The following is an 18,210-nucleotide window of genomic DNA, read 5'->3' on the forward strand; positions in this document are numbered from 1 at the left end:
AATAGGAACACACGTTCGTTATTGTACCTCTTTTTCTGTTTATAGTGGTGTGTTTGTTTGACGATGATGGTATGCGAGAAGGAATTTTTTCTATTATGAATTTTTCATATAGTGAAATAGTTATGTGTTTGAATTTAAACCTCTGATTCCTCCAAAAATAAAGCCAGCTCGCTCATTAGAGTGGCTGACTTAAGATTATTTTTATGAAGATTTAAGGCTCAATTCCCCATTGCTTGATCCCAGACAGGTAAGCGGTTATTTTAGTGGAATCTTGTAAGCTGTTTGCTGTGGGATTAAAGGAATAATCATCAGTTTGTGTATAATTGCTCCAATCCGCTTTGGATATCCGGGTTTGTAGCTCAACACTCTGACCAGGCTCTAAAGAACCTGCTGCCGACTTAAAACCAATTTCTGCATAAGAATCTGCACCTGGCTTCGTATTAGTTAATTTTTTGAAGTTAGCAATGACATTCTCTGTACCGATGCTTGACCAATCCGTAAAGAAGTTTTGTGATTTCTCGCCGTTAACGGTGTAATAATAACGCAATGTCACATCTGCTAGGGAAACGGGTGAGCTTCCTGTATTGGTTATTTTAAACTTGGAACTGATCGTATTACTTGTTGCAGATACATTCCCATTGAAGGATTGCACCTTCAGAGCACCCTCGCCTGTTCCCGGCTCACTTGGCGTATCCCCTTTCACCGTAATCGTGAACAACGCATCATTGCCTGTACTAAAATGGAAGTTGAGCGTTGTCTCTCCTTTAGGAAGTTTAGATAAATACTTGTTGGTAAGAATAACTGTTTCTTCACTAACCATATAATCTTCACCTTTGTTCAGTGCCACACTCCCCTGCTTGATCGCTTCTAGTGTATTACCGTTAAGAGTAAGCTTGACAGTAATATCGGTATTACTGTTAGCCACTTCATAGGTTGCAGCCGTCGGCGTAATACTTGCTTGCCCGGTAGATGGCTGGTCACCACCCACACGATCTGCCACCAGAATGCCTCGGCCATTCGTTCCCAGATAAGCACGTCCGTAAACCCGAGGGTCCCCAATAATGGTGGTCACTCGAGCATATTGATGCTTGTCATCATTAATGCGCACCCAGTTTGCGCCAGCATCGTCCGAACGATAAAATCCACGAGTTCCGTCAATCTTACCAACGATAAACACTGCTGCATTCGTACGATTGGGTGCTGCTTTGCCAAAGCCTACAAAATCCGCCTCCTGCACATGATCAAGCTTGGTGAATGTAATACCTGAATCCTTGGAATGCCATAAGCCGTATGGCCCTCCGTCCTCGGAGCCTCCAGCAAACCACACATCTCCTTCCGCTCCTCGTACAGCACCAATATCTGCATTCCCTACACTTGGCAAACCAGTAACTGTGGATGGTGTGAAGGATGCGCCTCCATCAACACTTACATATATTTTCCCAGCAGCAAACGCGTAGTATTTGTTAGGATTTACTCGGTCAGAGGCGATCTTTGCATTAGCTGGAACTCCCGTGCTTGCTGTCCATGAGTTTCCTCCGGTTTTGGAATAAAATACACCTTTGTCCGATGTACTCCACAGCAATCCATTACCATTTGCCGCTACAGCGATGCTGCCTCCTCCTGCTGTACCGGAAGGCTCGCTATTAGCTTTGTACCAGTTCGCTCCGCCATCATTGGATAATCCGATAGATTTGGCGTTTGGATCTTTTTTATAGTCCGCTTTACCTACCCGAGCCATAAAAGAAGGGCTTAACTCGGCATAATCAATGCTTTCGCTGCTTGTAAAGGTTGGATTATCCAGCATTTTAGCAGGAGCCTTGAACAGGTCATCATGTCTGAATCCGGAGACATCACCCACTGCACTCACCAGAGGAGCTCCAGTTGGAGGGCTCACCAAATCCAAAATCGCCGTTTCCTCTACCCCTTTAGCGGCTACCGAGATGTCCAGCTTACCTCCCTTGTCCCAATTGGTCAGATTTTTAGAGCCGTATATCGTAGCTCCTGTGCCGTACAGCATATGATCTGAATTAAATGGATCTATTTCCAGATCTCCAATCATCCAGCCCAGCTTGGGCGATACTTCCGGCGGTGCAGGATTGGCATTGAAAGTCAGCCAAGGCGCACCGGATATATCCAAATTGTACTTCAGCTTACGAGCTGGATAACCATCAAATTCCCAAATAGGGCTCCAAGTTGCCCCACGATCAGTACTGCGGTAAATCGTTTCATCCGGCCACCAGGCATTCAACGTTGCAACCATAAGTGTACCTGGCTTCTGGGCGTCCACTGTCAGTCCACCATATCCAAAATGATTGTCTGCGCTGCTGCTGGCAACGGGGCTAATGTTAGTCCACTGTCCACTGGCTGTATTCAGTTTCCACAGCTCACCCTTTGTTCCATCATACGGTCCAGCTCCATCGCTGTAAGAAATATACAGGTCGCCATCTGGCGATAAAACGCCGTGATGTGGCAAATAGCCTGTAGGCTGGCCCGCTATAGCAGACCAGGTTGTCCCGCCATCAGTACTGCGATAGACACTTTGCTTTTTATCTGCGACACCCACATAGATGGTCTGTGTTGCTTTACTGGAAGAGCCCGTTTTTTTGTCAAAAGTGATCCAGGCTAAACCGACAATATCACTGGTGTATTCATTGGAAGGGTCCTGTACATACGTCCCCGGATTCGGAAAACTACTCACCTTGCTCCAGGTCGCCCCGTAATCGGAGCTTTTCCACAATCCATTACCACTTCGAGCTCCGAAGAATAATATATTGTTTTTATTCGGATCAATTGCCAGACGTTCACCCATTGAGCGTCCCGGCATATTGCCTCCTACCTTAAAGGGAAGCTTTGTAGTTTGCCACGTATTCCCCTTGTCGGTAGAGCGCATAATTTGCCCGTTTTGTTTATCCCAGGAATTAGTATACGTGCCTGTAGCTATATATACACGATTCGGATCCACAGGGTCGGTGGCTAGTGCATCGACACCATTTTTGTTCCAATCCTCCCAGCCCACAGAATCCGTCAGCGGAATCCAGCTTTCACTCGCAGGATTCCAGCGGTAAGCTCCTCCAATATCTGTACGGGCATAGATCAGATCTTTTTCCGTTTCATTAAAAATAATACCAGGTACAAAACCACCTCCACCGCCTGTAACGACACTTTTCCAAGTATAATCGTCACTTGGAGCAGCATGGGTGGGTGCTATCATGCCTGTCCAGGAAGCACCCGCTACTATAAGCGCCAAACATACAATTCTCAACCTGCTTTTTGCCTTAGTCAATGAATTCAACCTCCTTCTCCGTAATCATTTAAAAATGCAAGTCATTTCGAGCTAAAAGTAAGCAGTCAATTGCGGATTCGTTCCTATCGTTATTATTCCATTCATCAATCAAACAAGCGTTCTCTCAAGCTCACCTCCAGTAATCCAATAGATTTGCAACCTCTTTTTTGTTAGCGCTTACATCGGTGTCTGCTCAAAAGATTCGTCATCTTTTTCTCATTTCCTTGTGTGAAAAATCAAGATAATGTAATAGTATCTTCTGCTTGATAACGAGTTGGCTTCCACTTACAGTTGATTCCTCTTATAAATTACTAATATGAATTTTTCATATAATGAATTATTTTCTTTAAATTTCATTCGAACGAGGTACCAAAATACTTTGATTTACAGCAAAAAACCGCGCTATGCGCGGTTCGGGCTTCCGTAATGCTATGGCTATTCATTAATAGGTTGAAATTACTGCAAATATTCAAGCGCCAGCGCTAAAAAAATATGTCCTGAGATGAGTAACGCACGCTCATCAAAATCAAAGCGAGGATGGTGGTGAGCAAAATGGGTTCGTTCATCCTCATTACGAGCGCCCACAATAATAAAAGCTCCAGGTCGTTGTTCTAGATAATAGGCAAAATCCTCTGCTCCCATGGCCGGTTTTAAGTCCATAAAAGCATCTGCTCCATACAGCCTACTGACTAGCTCACGTACCCGTTCTGTTTCGGCCTCGGCATTCACCAGAGCAGGATAACCATTCAAATAATCAATTTCGTATCCCGCATGATAAGCATCCGTTAGACCTTTTACGATACTACGAATTTCGTTTTCGACTTCCTTGCGTATATCCTTATTAAACGTACGTACGGTCCCTTCAATTTTGGCTTTATCTGCAATTACATTAAAGGCAGTTCCTGCTTGAAATACCCCAATCGTTAACACTGCTGATTCCGTAGGGTCCACTCTGCGACTCACGACCTGTTGTAGTCCGTTCACAATTTGACTTCCAATAACAATGGAATCCACTGTCTGATGCGGTCTGGCGCCATGTCCGCCCTTGCCGTTGATTTGAATTGAAAAGGCATCGGCAGCAGCCATTGCCGGCCCACTCTTTAAACCGATTTTGCCCAGTGGAATTTCCGAGGAAAGGTGAATACCATATACTGCTTCCACCCCATCCAGACAACCATCCTCAATCATGAATTTGGCTCCACCAGGCGGTTTTTCTTCGGCATGTTGAAAAATAAACACAAGCTTCCCCTTCAGTGTCTCACGGTGATGGCTTAACACTCGTGCCACTCCTAGCAACGCAGCGGTATGACCATCATGTCCACAAGCATGCATAACACCGGGAACGGTCGATTTATAAGGCGCATCCTTTTCATCCTGAATAGGAAGTGCATCAAAATCAGCACGAAATGCAATCGTTCTACCTGGCTGCCCGCCTTCTAAAAAACCGAGCACACCGTTACCACCGACATTCGTTCTTACTTCAATACCAAAAGAGCGTAATTGGTCTGCGATAAATGCAGATGTATTCGTTTCCTCAAAAGAAAGCTCTGGATGCTGATGCAAATATCTTCTCCACGCAATCAGTTCTTGTTCACCATCTTTTAGTTCCTGAACCCATTTCTCCAGCATATTACCCTCTTTTCCTATTGAATTTATATACTTCTATCCTTATCTTACCATAAATGATTCCAATAAGTTATATATGAATTACCAAATAACTGTATACCTGCGTTTTTACCAATGTCAATGCAAGTTCTAATTGGAACGATCCATGAACAGAAGGCTTGAAATGACAACAAAAAAGCCGACAAAATATTCTCCTCGGCTTTTTTCTGGTGGTTTTCTATTATGAATTTTTCATGTATTGAAAAACTGACTTATATTCCCTCGTACTGGATGTGTTTGCTCCCTATACTCACCATTCGTATAGCTTCCAATGACCTTGCGCCAAAAGGATTGGGCTGGTCTATTCGTGCTCATCTGAGTCACCTTCCATCGCCCATTAAAACGTCCAAACAGCTCATGAGCCGCCCAAGTGCCCACGCCATTGTGTCGATAAGGACGAAGTACAAAGAACTCAGCCATGTAATAGTCAGCTTCTCGATTGCTAGACATTCGGTCAACGAGTGCAAAGCCCACAGGAATATCCTGTCTCCAGATCAAAAAAGGCAGCTTTTGTTCGCCGCTCGTCCAGTATTGATACAAGTCTGGATAAGCCGGGAATGTCCCCTTCTCAGTGACATCAATTCGCAGATAGGCTGTAAAATCGTATAAGTAAAATTGCATGAGCTGGACAATAATGTCCTTCTGCGACTCTGGTACACTCTTTATGGACAGCTTCAATTCTGTTTTGATATTATATCCCATACTTTCACCTCTCTTGGCGGTCAGCTTGTTCTTTACTTTGATTACTCCCATCCAGTGCTGTTCAAAATATGCTAAAATACATGTATTATGACCGGACGAGGTGAACCCTATGAACATACAAAAGATCATCGACCGGCGCAAACTGGATGAAAAGTTGCCGGATTTGCCATGGTACGTACAGCAATTTATGGATTACAAGCTTCCCGACCTATCCCCCTCTACTTTGCTGGAATATGTGCGGGATTACGAAGCTTTTTTTTCATGGCTTCGCTCGGAAGGCTTGTCTGCCGGAGAAACGAATGCCCAAGTGACACTGGAAGAATTAGAGACACTCCATATGGATAGCATTACAGGTTTTCGTTTGTTCCTGTCTACCAAACGCGAAGGCTCCAATTCCCGCATCACCATTTCACGTAAGCTATCGTCCTTGCGTTCACTCTTTCATTATTTGAGCCAAATCGCTGAGGATGAAAACTTTTATCCGTTGCTCAAGCGCAATATTATGGCCAAAGTCGAAATTAAGCGCGTACATAAACCCAAGGATACGGCCGCCAAGCTCAAAGGAAAAATACTGGAAGAGGAAGAACTGCTTGAATTTATCGGCTATATTTATGAAGGCTATGGACAAGATTTGGCTGATAACAAGCAAGCCCTATACTCTTATGAATTGAACAAGGAGCGAGATGCCTGTATCGCAAGTCTTATTCTGAACTCGGGACTGCGTGTATCCGAAATCGTCAACTTGAACATGGACGATCTCGATATAAACAATAAATTGCTGTATGTGTACCGTAAAGGAAATAACGATGAAACTTTTAAAACGCCAGTATATTTCCGCGAGCAATCCAAAGATGATCTCGCACTTTATTTATCCTTAAGACATACCCGTTATCGCGCTCCAAAAAAAGAAAAAGCTCTTTTTGTCGCGCGACCCAACGGTAGTGCTGAGGGCAAACGGATGACTAAAAGAGCGATTCAAGCAATGATCATCAAATACGCCAAGCGGTTCGGCAAGCCCTATTTGACCGTTCACAAGCTCCGTCATTCCTTTGCTACAGACTATTATTTACAAAATGATATTTACAAAACCAAGGAACAGCTGGGTCACGCTTCGACAGAAACAACGGAAGTCTATGCCCACCTGACTGACAAAACGATGTCTCAGGCGATCGAACGACGGATAGAGACTCAGACTGACTCCGCTAATTAGTAGCCCTCTCATCCCTGCTCTGTCTGGAATCCCATTTTGTGCCTCTGAATCTGTTCGAGTAGCCAGCAGCCTGCCGGTTCACTGGCATCGGCAGGAAATATTTGCACCGTTTGTTCAACTGAGTAGTAGTCCTGAGCCCAATCCATGTGGTACTCCCAAACTACTACTCCCTGTACATTTGTCAGTTCCTGAACAAGCTGCGCATCCGATTGTTCCCGCACCATGATCAGCTTCGGATATTTTTCCTGCTTGAAACCTTCCAGCAACACACAGTCATAGGTCTGAAAATGCCGGATGAGTCCGATCACAGGCCGACTATGTTCCTCTAAAATGGCAGTTCTTCCTGCCGAAACAATCGCTACGCCTTTGGCACCCGCCTGTCGGTGCTTATACGTATCTGTCCCCTCATGATCCATCTCAAATTCATGACCATCATGCTTGATCACAGCTACACGCAGTCCTGACTGCTGCGCATAACGAATCAAACCTCCGAGGAAGGTTGTTTTTCCTGTATTTTTGAATCCGACGATTTGACATACAAATGGATATTTCGTTTTCACGTCACCTGTCCGCCTTGAAGCACCAGTACATGCACCTCTTCACCTTCGTGCAAGCCTTCTGTTGTGGGAGGAACTACGATCAGACAATCGCTGTCCTTAATCGTAACCATAGCACTGGATTCATCTACTCGCGCAGGAATCGCATATACTTGCCCACTACGTAACTCCAGAGAACTGCGTACAAAGCGGGTATAGTTGTTTACCTTCGTATAATCTGCTCCTAGCTTCGCCGTCCAGGTTTGCAAATACGGATGTGCCGAAGATAACATCATTTGAATAGTTGGTCGTACAAACAGCTCACAGCCTACAAAGCATGCACCGGGATTGCCAGAGAGCGCAAATAACAGCTTACCGTCTATCACTGCGGCTGTGGTTACACTACCTGGACGCATCGTAACCTTGTTGAACAGCATATTCACATCTTCCTGTCGTACGAGATCACCCATAATATCAAAATCACCCACCGACACTCCACCACTCGTAACCACAATATCATAGGCAGCTATCGCTTCTCGGACAGAAGCTCGAGCAAGGTTCAAATCATCATGAATGGCTTGCAGAATGAACGGCTCTCCTCCTGCCTCTCTAATTTGAGAAGCCAGCATATATGTATTACTGTTTCGAATTTTCCCCGGTTGTAACGGCTCATCCACTGCGAGCAATTCTGATCCAGTGGAAAAGACAGCCACCCGTGGCTTCCTGTAAACAGGCACCCGATGTACACCAAAAGTAGCTAGTACCGAGACATGCCCCGCTCCCACGCAAGTTCCCTTACTGAGCAAAAGCTGACCTTCCTTAATCTCATGACCAATTTGTGTCACATTTTTGCCAACTTCCATACGCTTCTTCAAGCCAACATATGTCTGTCCATTTTCCTCACGCAGCTGTGTCGCCTCCAGCATCACCACCGTGTCCGCTCCTTCAGGTAGTTGTGCTCCTGTCATGATGCGGACTGCCATTCCCGTCTCCACCCGCTTGTCCGATACGGTGCCACAAGGAATTTCATCAATCACGTGTAGCCAGATTTCCTGACCGGTCGAACAGACTTCAGTGTCCGAGGCAAGGATCGCATAGCCGTCCATACCAGAACGACGAAAGCGGGGATACGGATGTGGCGCAGTCAAATCCATCGCCAGATAGCGACCATGTGCTTGCTCGAGCCCTACGTCCTCCCTTTCGCCCTGTTGAACATAGCTAGCTATCCTGCTTTGTGCTTCTTCCACCTTAACTGCTTTACGTTGGAATTTTTCTGTGTTTAATGGCGTCTGATTCATGTTCTCACTCCGTTCTTCTAAAATACCCTCTTTCTGTTATAACGCTAAAACCGTTATCTGGCAAATCCGAACGGTGTTTATTGGATACTGCAAGTCTCTATCCGCCAAAAAACAGCCTGAATATCATATCTCGGCTGTTATTGGTAGATTTTGCTTTTTTGTTTTGCATGTCATCACGTCAGTTTTCTACGTATATTAGGTTATATTATTTTTACCGAAATAGATTGAATCTATTGAAACCTCATACAACGAGGACATTTGCTGCGCTCGAGCTATTGTTAAATCGGATGAATCTTCCTCTATATGTTTTAATTCATTCATTGACATACCAAGTATATTGCAAGCTATTAACTCACTATAACCTGAAGCGAGTCGTGCCATCTTTATTGTATAAAAGCTAGTGCAAGTTACATTTTCATTTTTATCTGCAACCATCCAATCAACTCCACAATATAATTGATAAAAAAGTAATTTACCTGTATACTCTGAACGAAACACTTTTCCCCTGTTAGGAGCAAGTAAGGTGCAAAAACTTACTCGGGGGAAATGCCTTTTGAAAGAGGAGCTCAAATCTCATGGACGCACTCAATCATGGCTCGCCCGACGAACTGGATATTCGCGGCAACAAATATCCAACTGGATCGCGGGACGTGACAAAATGTCATTTGAGGCGGCAGTCCTCATTTCTAGGATATTGGAGTGTAAAGCTGAGGACTTATATGAGTGGGAACTTGCCTGACAAACAGGCATTTCCTTCGGACCGTTTGTACATGCCGGCATTTACATTATATATCCCGCTTTCACCCTCCTTTTCTTATATGTAGATTGTTTTCATCTTAATTTAAAAGATTGTTATTTTTTTCATAATCAAATTTTATCACATAGAAAATGATTAAAAACGGGAAATATGTCGAATTAAATCGAACCCGTCCGGCTTATCCTAGTCTAACTGATTATTGACTTATTCATTTAAATCTGGTAACAAAAATGACCCCTGAATTTTCATGGGTCATTTCCACAATTTTTTAAGTGCTTTAAGTTTATTATGAGACATCGAGCAAGTGAAGTCTGATCCTTCGAATCGTACCAAACCTCCAAATGCGTTAGACTCAATCTCACAAACCAATTCTAGGTTTATCAGGGTGTCTTTATAAGCAGGATATAGATACGGAAAAGCTTCCCTGCAAGCTTGAGCGGTTAGCCCGATTGAATAAGAGCGATCTCCAGAGTGAAAACGCGGGACATAATAATTTTTTTTAGGTTCCCACATATCCACACTAAGCATATTCCCTACTTTAAAAAAACCGCTCACTGCCGCTTTACCCACTACCTTAATTTCCGATCCGAAAATATAACGAATTTCTCTATCGGCATTCATTGCATTCTCATATATTTGTTTCCATCGAGATAAATTTGCTGAATTTATACTTTCTTTAATGTCTTGATTTTTAAAAACAACCTGCCCCCCTCCATAATCTCCCGTAACGATCTTGTCCACTTGTGTGATGTTAACCAAATTAGATCCGTCCAAATTGCAAAAAGTGGGTAAGCCTACGGAACATTCATGGAGGGTGGTGGGAACTGTAAATCTTCCATGAGAAGTATGAAAAAGCGGGATGTGATAATTGCTTTTGGGCTTCCACAATTCAATCGCAACTAGGTGATTCTCACAAAAAAAAGAGCAATCTCCAAGTGAATTGTCATCAAGCAATGGAGTAGCTAGGATTCGCTTTCCCTCTTCCATTAAATTCAGTTCTTTTCTGTTTTCTTCAGCTCAGCTGGTACAGGTTTAGCGCCAAAAATTGTTTTTTCTTTTTTGGTAGACTCGTTAGCGTAATTACCAAGGCTTATACTTAAAGCTCTCGCCAATTTCTTATCCATTTTCGCTCACCTCCTTTCCATAAAGGAAGAATACTGAATGCTTGTATAATTAAAGATAAACATATTATGTGAGATTGTATAAAAATATTTAATATGCAAACCAAAATACATATCGTTTTGTAATATTTGTGATGTTTGGTCTTGTTAATATAGATAAAATGATTGGGAGCATATACTACAAACATTAATAATGAACAAGCGTTAATTATTAAAATCGTTGATAAACTTAAAGATACGAAAGGTATAGTTACACATATGGCCGTTGTAAAACAGACACAAAGGGTAAGGTTGCTGAAGTGTACCCCTCCTGAAAATCTCCTTACAAACATGATCGTAGCCAGGGCTAGTAATGCCCCCCAAAAATGTCCTGTTATCCAGGCCATAACTGCGACCATTAGTACTGCCGAAATTTCGGTAATTTTCACACCAATCGCATACTCCATCACTTCTACACTTGTAGGTCCATCAGGATCAGCTTTCTTTATTTCTGATGCGATGTGCCTCGATAGCGTTTCTAGCATCCTCGTAATCTCCTTTCTCTGATAAGAAGTACGAAATTCCAAAAGTCAGCAATGAGATGGAAAGTAGTCCTATCGTATTGGAGTTATAGAGCATATACAAAGTAACAAGAATCGTGACAAATGATATTAAGGAGCCTATAATGAACATTTTATTAAGGGGTGATAGGTAATTTTCACCTTTCAAAAAATCATGTGGGGGCTGAATGATAAATGAGAAACCAAAGTTGTATTTCCCCATGACAAAAGAAATAAAGTACGCAGTAAAAATAGAAGCTAGCTGTATAACGTAAATGGAAGAGCCAGCTGTATCACTTATAACACCTGGTTGTGCTACTCCGAAAAAGTTTGCAAAGATATATACAAATAGCTGTAGATTAATGTAAGCTGTAAGACCGGAACCAGCAGAAAAAGCCGCAAGATATGTTTTGATCCCTAAACCAAATCTTAAAAAGAGAACCATTAACAAATACTGAAGCGGAAAATCAAATTTAGGCATGCCTATAACTTCTCTCATGAGAAAGGAAAACAAGGCTATGCCCATTGCATAGAAAATTATTTTTCTTCGATTTTCCCACACGGGAAGCATATAAAGCTTCAAGACCAAAGTAACTGCCGCTAAAGCATCGAAAAAACCAAGTATAATATATAAGAAAGCAGATAACACAGTTACATCATCCTCCTATTTCGCCTGATGTAATTGTATATTTTACTAATAGATGTGGCAATGAAATAATCTAGTAAACTGGAATTTTTTGTATGAATATGAGATGAGATTTTCTCCCCCTGGTTTTCTTTTTCAAACTCGACATCCATTCGTGGTAATAAAAAAAGTCACCCCAAGTGAGCGACGTTGCTTTTGCCAATGTATTATGTTGGTTTTTTTTCGATATCAAGGTTATAATCTACTTAATTTGGGGTGGAGGGATTATTGTGGCTTTAAGTGACAATTTCAAAAAATTACGTATAAAATATCATTTGACTCAACAAGAGCTTGCTGAGATCGCTGGGGTTACCAATAAAGCAATTTCAGCTTGGGAGAGCGGACTTTCTGAACCACGGATGGGTGCTATAGAAAAGATAGCTCGTCATCTCCATATCAAAAAAAGCAATATCATTGAAGAAGATGGCATTGAGCACATAAGCCCTGATCGCAGGTCAAAATAGACGGCAATAAAATCGAAGTGAGGGAGCATCCATTCAATTTACATTAGTAAATGTTAAACAACAAAAAAAGGAACTGTGCAAGACAGTTCCACAGTTCCGCAAACAACTTTAGAAGAAAATAAAATATTACCCATCATCGTCGACTTCGCCGGCTAATTTTACCTGAGCCGCTGCGTGTTTTAGGCTTACTATAAGATTTGCGCGGTGAATCAAATATGCTGGAACCACCGCTGCTGCCTCGGTCACGTGAAATCGAGCCTCTGCTCGGTGAACTGCTGGAGCCTCGATCGAATAGACTTCCGCTTGATCCAACGCTGGAATCCGAATTTTTCCCTCTACGGGTAACTGAACCTTTTCGTTCCACCGTTATCGGCGGAATCGCTTTTTTCTCCTGTGCTGTTGGAGCACGATATTGCCCTTGTGAAGGTCGGTATACATCTCTGCTCGAATAACCTCGATAGGAGCCAGACCCCCGCAATGAATCGAACAGAGCATCCAGCACAGTTGCAGTTAAGTATCCTTTTAGAAAGCTGGAACTGTAATTTTGCTCGACATACTTTTTACTGTCGATTTCAATGAGTGTATCTTCCTTCTTAGCTGGATCTTGCTGCAAATGGTACCATTCATCGCTATATACCAGAAACATCCGCTCATTGCTCTGAGGCGATATTTGTTCCGGTGTACGCTGTTCTTTCAATTCCTCCGCTACTTCGGGAACCGTTTTGCCTGCCGCCCGATACACGTACGAGGTCGAGTTTCCGCTACCACTAACGGATTCCAGCGGATACGTATCTTTCACATTTGGCGCCCCGCAGCCGCTTAGCACGGATACGAACAAGCTCAGCGCCACAATGATCTTTAATGCATATTGCCAGGTGCGTTTGCTCATGTGTAACCCTCTCCTAGCTTGCCCGAATAACCTTGACGTCTCCGGTAATCACTTCTTCTCCTTCATAAAGCATAAAGCGACCGTCCTGCCATTCTACCCGCAATAGATGGTAATCATCAGACTGGTACTGCCAAACATGTTGCTCTCCACCCTGCCGGAAAGGAGCACGGCCCATAACGGTAACATGCCCAAAATACTGTTCTTCCAAATGATACGTTGTATCATCCAGTTCTAAAATGGTCGGTACTTCCTCCGGGTTGTCTAGTCTGCCATCGATAGCCTGATATAGTCCGAATTGCAGTGTTTCCCGTTCCTCAATATGAAGATAACTCACTTGATTACCATCCTGAAGCGTCAAAACAACGGCATTCCGGGCACGATTATGTACACGACCTACCACTTCATAGGTGACAAGCGACACTTCACAAATATCCCCAGGATTTAAGTGAAGCATGCTTTTTTCCGCTTTCGGCGGTTCAGGCTTGGCAAATAGATTTGAAATTCGTTTCCATACACTCATGGTCATATTTCCTCCTTACTTTGCCTAGAAGCATGCTGTAATGATCAAGGCACCCACCAAATGCAGCGCTCCTGAAAACAGACCGAAACCAATTTTACCTTCTTGGGTACCTTTGTCCAGATCAAACTGTGCCCAATACCGCAACAGCAGACGCACAATCACTTCCAAAACAAGCAAGATGATAAAGGCAATCACAGAATACACAAGCGCTTCGAGCAAATTATTAGCTGTAGCAATTGAACCCGATAAAATGTATCCTTGTGCAATCAGCTTCATAATCATCCGGACTGTTACAGCCATATTTCCGGCTTTTACTTCGGCAAAATCCTTATACTTTGTAAATAAAGAATCGACATACATTAATACGAACAGCAAAATAGCACCTGCGCCCGTCCATACCAGCATCGCTTTCATCGTTTCTAAAAAATGCATTTGCTACCATCCTCCACATCTTCTTGACTACATATATTGATTTACGCCCCCAGGCAGGGAAAAGCGAAGGAGATAACGTTTCTCCTTCGCTTACTGAGCCATCACACTAGCGGCAATGCTTAAAAGTTCTTATTTATTTTCGTATTGTTTCAGCAAAGCAGCAAGTTCGTCGTCCACAGCACTTTTCTTATCCAGCTCTTTGAACTCTTCATCCAGCGATTTTTCCTTGGAAGCCATTTCGTTGCTCGCTTCAGCACGTGCTTCTGCTTGCAGCATTTTTTCCTCCATACGCTTTAATCCAGCAGTTGCCGTATCCGAGCTAAAACCATTCATCGCTTTGTTAATTTCAGTTTGCGCTTTAGCTGCATTATAACGGGCAACCAGTGTCTCGCGCTTGTTTTTCATTTCAGTCAGCTGTCTGCGCATTTCATCCAGCTTACCACGCAGGTTGTCAGCTGCAGCTTTGTTTTGCTCATAACCAGCTTGGAACTCGTTCATTTTTTGTTCGGCAGATTTCTTTTCTTCCAGCGCACGACGAGCAAGATCCACATTTTGTGCTTTTGCAGCCGTATGAGCCTGTTCTTCGCGTTTTTTCACCAAAGCTGCCTGTTCTTCGTATTGCTGTTTAAATCTCTTTTCAATAGCAATTTGAGCGGCTACCGCTTTCTCTGCGTCTTCCAGATCCTCTTGCATATCACGAATGTATTGATCCGTCATTTTAACTGGATCTTCTGCCTTGTCGATAATGGCGTTAATGTTAGACATCGTAAGATCTCTTAATCGTTTGAAAATAGACATGTGAAGTTCCTCCTAGAATTGAATGCTTAAATTTTAAGCTCTGTACACATGTTTACGCAAGCTTTGCAAAGAGGTTTCAAAAATATCTAAAAACCGCGTAGATAAGGCTCTGGAATATCCGCCTGTACTTTTAGCGCCCGTGATGCATGCAGCGCCCAATAGGGATCACGCAGCATGGCACGCCCTATGGCTACCAGATCAGCTTCATTGTGCTGAACGACTCGGCGGGCATCCTCATAATCATCCAATAAGCCGACAGCAATGACAGGCACATTCAATTTCTCACGGATGGTATGAGCCAAATCCACCTGATAACCAGCACGCGCAGACGGACCTCCGCTGGAACCAATCGGACCCTCACCACCAGAAGAAATATGGAAAATGTCTACACCCGCATCACGATATCGTTCCCCTATGGCTGCTATGTATTCAACATCATATCCGTCTTGGACATATTCTTTGGCAGATATCCGCATTAGCACAGGCATATCAGCAGGAAGTACCTCTTTAACAGCACGTATCACCTCAACACCAAACAGTGATAAATCCTGCCCATACTCATCTTCTCGGGTATTGGTTAAAGGAGAATGAAATTGATGGATTAGATAGCCGTGAGCGCCATGAATCTCTACCGTGTCAAAACCAGCTTCTACCGCCCGACGCGCCCCCTCTTTGTAGGCAAGAACCAGTTCCTTGACTTCTGCTCGCGTCAAAGCGTGCGGCTCTTTAAATCGTTCACTAAAGGGGATCAAGGACGGGCCTACAGGTGGCTCAGCATCTTCAGCCTTGCGTCCGGCATGGCCTAATTGAATGGCAATTTTGGCACCATACTTGTGGACTTCCTCTACCATTTTACGATATGCAGGAATATGTTCATCACTCCAAATGCCCAAATCACGATCCGTAATGCGCCCATCCGGATGAACCGCTGTCATTTCCACAATTATGAGTCCAGTCCCTCCTACCGCGCGACTCACATAATGGACATAATGCCAATCCGTCGGTTTGCCGTCCTTGGCCTCCACGCTGTATTGGCACATTGGGGGCATGACAATCCGATTTCTTAAAGAAAGCCCCTTTAATTGATAAGGAGTAAACAAGTCGGTCACTTTTATCCATCCTTCCCTCAATTCCAAGTCTGTAGCATTATGATTAGCATCCCCATTATACACCAGCTGTCACGGTATACCGAATCCTTTGTAAGGCTAAAACTTACGAAAATGCTCCAGTTTTCGTTCATGTTTAGGAGAATATGCGCGTTTACTTCGTCATCTTCACGGATATCCGCTTCTTGATGTACTTCTCTTCAGTCATGTAGGGCTTCACTCAATCACCAGCATAATTTTAATAGGACAGGTACATAATAGCTGAGAGCACCACTAGGTACCACTGCACGGAAAGGGGGAATACAAATGCGGTACAGGGGAGTGTTGCCATGTTTAGCACTGTTACTAGCATTTTCAAGTTTTCCCGTTCACGCTGACACGCCTCCCAACATCGGAACGCCCCATCCCAAGGAAGCTACTGTCGCTACTTCGGTATATCAAAGTAAAGATCGAGCTACTCCAACATTAGCGATGCTACGAAAAAAGCATGCGGACATTTTTAAAATGTGCGGCCCGCACACCCGCCAAATTGCCTTAACCTTTGATGATGTGCCCGATTCAAGGTATACGCCGCAGGTTTTGGACGTATTACACGCAAACGGTATCAAAGCTACGTTTTTTATCGTCGGCCATCGTGCGGAAAAGCATCCGGGGATCATACGCCGCATCATCCGCGAGGGTCATGCTATAGGAAACCATTCCTATACTCATCCGGATTTCAGGAAGGCCACACCAGAACGCTTTCGCCACCAGATTACAAAAACAGAACGTATTTTAGAAGCCAGCGCAGGTTTTCGGCCCAGATTGATACGACCACCCTATGGTGAAATCACGGAGCCTCAAATTCAGTGGGCGCGTCGTCATGGGTACATGATCGTCAATTGGAATGTGGACTCTCTAGACTGGAAGGGATTAAGCAAAACACAGATTCAGCGTAACGTGATCCCGGCTACCAGACCTGGCTCCATTATTTTAATGCATGCAGGTGGAGGTCAAAGTTCCAACTTGCAAGGTACTGTCCAAGCTTTGCCGGGTCTAATCCACTCTTTAAAAGCTAAGGGCTACAAGTTTGTCACAGTCCCCCGGCTACTTCACACATCGGAACGAAAATAACAGTATGTCTAAGCCTCGTATATACCAACAACGTAAAAAGGCTGCCTTGACGAGCAGAATGCTTCTGCTTGTAAGACAGCCTTTTTTAGCGATAAACGACCGTACTGATAAGAAGTCGTCCCAGTTATATGTTGTGTGCTATAATATTAAGTTTACATAATATATATTATGTTTAATGAATTCAAATATATGCACAATGCTATTTATCAATAACGTACAGTTTCACATTTTGGAAGCCGAAGTCGTTCACGAATGATTTGTTGCCAGGGATAAAGATATCAATCCGCTTTCCGGTAATAGCGCTGCCCTGATCACGGGCAACGGCTACAAAAGAATGGTCTGGCAAGCCGGGATGGGAATAGCCTGTAACTAGCACCTTTGTTCCCATAGGAATGACTTTCGGGTCTACTGCAATTGTACCCAGTTTAAGCGGATTACCGTAGTAATCGACTGCACCCCATTTGCCATTTTCATCAGCTGCGGCTGAATATGCTGTTGCTTTAACATCAACAACTTTACTGTAATTGAATGTTTTGCCCCATGCTTCAATTGTTGGCCTCTCATTCGCTGGTGCTTTCTCCGTAAGAAGCTGTGGTTTCGAATCCGAAGCCGCCTTCACACTTTTTTCGTCTGGCACTTTAATTTGTAGACCTGCATATATGTTGTTGGACGCAATATCCGGGTTAGCCTTCGTCAAGTCATCTACCGATACCCCATAACGTTGAGCAAGCAAAAAGAAAGTATCGCCTTCTTTGGCAGTATGAAGCGAAGCAGCATTTGCTACTCCAGCTGTCTGTGCCAATCCTGCAATCGCTGCGGCAAGCACCGCAAATTTCATGGTTTTTCCAATATGTTTTAAGTGTTTCAAAGATATGTACCTCCTCTGTTATGCCTGCGAAGTTAGCTGTCGGATTCGGACTCAGGAGAAGCCCTATGCTTGTGCAATTCACCCCTAGGCATATTCCACAACATCTATATGACGCATTGGAATAATTGCCGTTGTTACGTCCCCCGCACTTCCCATGGTTTGAGCCCAGCACCTGAGTAATTGTTATCATTGCTGCTGCCCCGGTAAGTTTTGGCTTACTGCAT

At 43.7% G+C, this 18,210-nt stretch carries 20 protein-coding genes and 1 riboswitch; of the genes, 4 read left to right on the top strand and 16 right to left on the bottom strand.

What is annotated here, in order from left to right; translation table 11 throughout:
- Positions 1–211: 211 nt before the first annotated feature.
- From ACH59B_RS13420 to ACH59B_RS13430, 3 genes are all read right to left on the bottom strand, one after another.
- The gene (locus ACH59B_RS13420; protein ID WP_107733532.1) at positions 212–3,283 is read right to left on the bottom strand and encodes a X2-like carbohydrate binding domain-containing protein; all 3,072 of its coding nucleotides are present in this window, start codon (positions 3,281–3,283) and stop codon (positions 212–214) included.
- 456 nt (positions 3,284–3,739) lie between these two features.
- Positions 3,740–4,912, bottom strand: a complete 1,173-nt coding sequence (locus ACH59B_RS13425) for a M20 family metallopeptidase (protein ID WP_019687397.1) — start codon at positions 4,910–4,912, stop codon at positions 3,740–3,742.
- A gap of 228 nt (positions 4,913–5,140) precedes the next feature.
- Positions 5,141–5,650: a GNAT family N-acetyltransferase gene (locus tag ACH59B_RS13430; RefSeq protein ID WP_019687398.1), complete on the bottom strand. Its 510-nt coding sequence runs from the start codon at positions 5,648–5,650 to the stop codon at positions 5,141–5,143.
- Between the two features lie 109 nt (positions 5,651–5,759).
- Here ACH59B_RS13430 and xerS point away from each other — a divergent pair, with 109 nt between their 5' ends.
- Positions 5,760–6,860 carry a tyrosine recombinase XerS gene (gene xerS, locus ACH59B_RS13435; RefSeq protein ID WP_017427738.1) on the top strand — a complete coding sequence of 367 codons (1,101 nt, stop codon included), beginning with the start codon at positions 5,760–5,762 and terminating at the stop codon, positions 6,858–6,860.
- Between the two features lie 8 nt (positions 6,861–6,868).
- Here the strand turns inward: xerS and mobB are convergent, their stop codons facing one another.
- The 3 genes from mobB to ACH59B_RS13450 all read right to left on the bottom strand — a co-directional run bounded on the left by mobB (position 6,869) and on the right by ACH59B_RS13450 (position 9,129).
- Complete coding sequence (gene mobB, locus ACH59B_RS13440; protein ID WP_019687400.1) at positions 6,869–7,420, bottom strand: molybdopterin-guanine dinucleotide biosynthesis protein B; 552 nt, start codon at positions 7,418–7,420, stop codon at positions 6,869–6,871.
- On the bottom strand, positions 7,417–8,694 hold the full coding sequence (gene glp / locus ACH59B_RS13445; protein ID WP_019687401.1) for a gephyrin-like molybdotransferase Glp: 1,278 nt from the start codon (positions 8,692–8,694) through the stop codon (positions 7,417–7,419). Before glp ends, mobB begins: the two co-directional genes overlap by 4 nt.
- A 195-nt stretch (positions 8,695–8,889) precedes the next feature.
- Complete coding sequence (locus ACH59B_RS13450) at positions 8,890–9,129, bottom strand: helix-turn-helix transcriptional regulator (protein ID WP_016820734.1); 240 nt, start codon at positions 9,127–9,129, stop codon at positions 8,890–8,892.
- An 88-nt stretch (positions 9,130–9,217) separates the two neighbouring features.
- On the opposite strand from ACH59B_RS13450, the gene ACH59B_RS13455 reads away from it, so the two are divergent.
- Entirely contained in the window at positions 9,218–9,433 is a 216-nt protein-coding gene (locus ACH59B_RS13455; RefSeq protein ID WP_016820733.1) for a helix-turn-helix transcriptional regulator, read from the top strand.
- Between the two features lie 270 nt (positions 9,434–9,703).
- Here ACH59B_RS13455 and ACH59B_RS13460 read toward each other — a convergent pair whose 3' ends face one another.
- The 4 genes from ACH59B_RS13460 to ACH59B_RS13475 are packed head-to-tail and all read right to left on the bottom strand — an operon-like array spanning position 9,704 to position 11,760.
- Positions 9,704–10,438: a hypothetical protein gene (locus ACH59B_RS13460; RefSeq protein ID WP_016820732.1), complete on the bottom strand. Its 735-nt coding sequence runs from the start codon at positions 10,436–10,438 to the stop codon at positions 9,704–9,706.
- Positions 10,439–10,443: 5 nt separating this feature from the next.
- The gene (locus tag ACH59B_RS13465; protein WP_016820731.1) at positions 10,444–10,575 is read right to left on the bottom strand and encodes a hypothetical protein; all 132 of its coding nucleotides are present in this window, start codon (positions 10,573–10,575) and stop codon (positions 10,444–10,446) included.
- The gene (locus ACH59B_RS13470) at positions 10,548–11,096 is read right to left on the bottom strand and encodes an accessory gene regulator ArgB-like protein (protein WP_080690737.1); all 549 of its coding nucleotides are present in this window, start codon (positions 11,094–11,096) and stop codon (positions 10,548–10,550) included. Before ACH59B_RS13470 ends, ACH59B_RS13465 begins: the two co-directional genes overlap by 28 nt.
- Entirely contained in the window at positions 11,047–11,760 is a 714-nt protein-coding gene (locus ACH59B_RS13475) for a hypothetical protein (RefSeq protein ID WP_016820730.1), read from the bottom strand. The genes ACH59B_RS13470 and ACH59B_RS13475 overlap by 50 nt, the downstream gene beginning before the upstream one ends.
- 266 nt (positions 11,761–12,026) lie before the next feature.
- Here ACH59B_RS13475 and ACH59B_RS13480 point away from each other — a divergent pair, with 266 nt between their 5' ends.
- Complete coding sequence (locus ACH59B_RS13480) at positions 12,027–12,260, top strand: helix-turn-helix transcriptional regulator (RefSeq protein ID WP_016820729.1); 234 nt, start codon at positions 12,027–12,029, stop codon at positions 12,258–12,260.
- Between the two features lie 133 nt (positions 12,261–12,393).
- Here ACH59B_RS13480 and ACH59B_RS13485 read toward each other — a convergent pair whose 3' ends face one another.
- From ACH59B_RS13485 to ACH59B_RS13505, 5 genes are all read right to left on the bottom strand, one after another.
- Positions 12,394–13,149, bottom strand: coding sequence for a DUF4247 domain-containing protein (locus ACH59B_RS13485; protein ID WP_016820728.1), 756 nt, complete (start codon positions 13,147–13,149; stop codon positions 12,394–12,396).
- 13 nt (positions 13,150–13,162) lie between these two features.
- Entirely contained in the window at positions 13,163–13,669 is a 507-nt protein-coding gene (locus ACH59B_RS13490) for a DUF4178 domain-containing protein (RefSeq protein ID WP_017427734.1), read from the bottom strand.
- Positions 13,670–13,693: 24 nt separating this feature from the next.
- Positions 13,694–14,101 carry a DUF350 domain-containing protein gene (locus ACH59B_RS13495; protein ID WP_013371429.1) on the bottom strand — a complete coding sequence of 136 codons (408 nt, stop codon included), beginning with the start codon at positions 14,099–14,101 and terminating at the stop codon, positions 13,694–13,696.
- A 129-nt stretch (positions 14,102–14,230) separates the two neighbouring features.
- Positions 14,231–14,899 (bottom strand): PspA/IM30 family protein, encoded by a 669-nt coding sequence (locus tag ACH59B_RS13500; protein ID WP_013371430.1) that lies wholly within the window; start codon positions 14,897–14,899, stop codon positions 14,231–14,233.
- Between the two features lie 86 nt (positions 14,900–14,985).
- Positions 14,986–16,008 (bottom strand): NADH:flavin oxidoreductase/NADH oxidase, encoded by a 1,023-nt coding sequence (locus ACH59B_RS13505; protein WP_126666526.1) that lies wholly within the window; start codon positions 16,006–16,008, stop codon positions 14,986–14,988.
- A gap of 303 nt (positions 16,009–16,311) precedes the next feature.
- On the opposite strand from ACH59B_RS13505, the gene ACH59B_RS13510 reads away from it, so the two are divergent.
- On the top strand, positions 16,312–17,118 hold the full coding sequence (locus tag ACH59B_RS13510; RefSeq protein ID WP_016820724.1) for a polysaccharide deacetylase family protein: 807 nt from the start codon (positions 16,312–16,314) through the stop codon (positions 17,116–17,118).
- 199 nt (positions 17,119–17,317) lie between these two features.
- Here ACH59B_RS13510 and ACH59B_RS13515 read toward each other — a convergent pair whose 3' ends face one another.
- Positions 17,318–17,986 carry a 3D domain-containing protein gene (locus tag ACH59B_RS13515; RefSeq protein ID WP_019687404.1) on the bottom strand — a complete coding sequence of 223 codons (669 nt, stop codon included), beginning with the start codon at positions 17,984–17,986 and terminating at the stop codon, positions 17,318–17,320.
- Between the two features lie 6 nt (positions 17,987–17,992).
- Positions 17,993–18,162, bottom strand: a riboswitch (cyclic di-AMP (ydaO/yuaA leader).
- Positions 18,163–18,210: the final 48 nt, after the last annotated feature.

The sequence above is a fragment of the Paenibacillus sp. DP01 genome, from assembly GCF_044784315.1.
Lineage (GTDB): Bacteria > Bacillota > Bacilli > Paenibacillales > Paenibacillaceae > Paenibacillus > Paenibacillus polymyxa.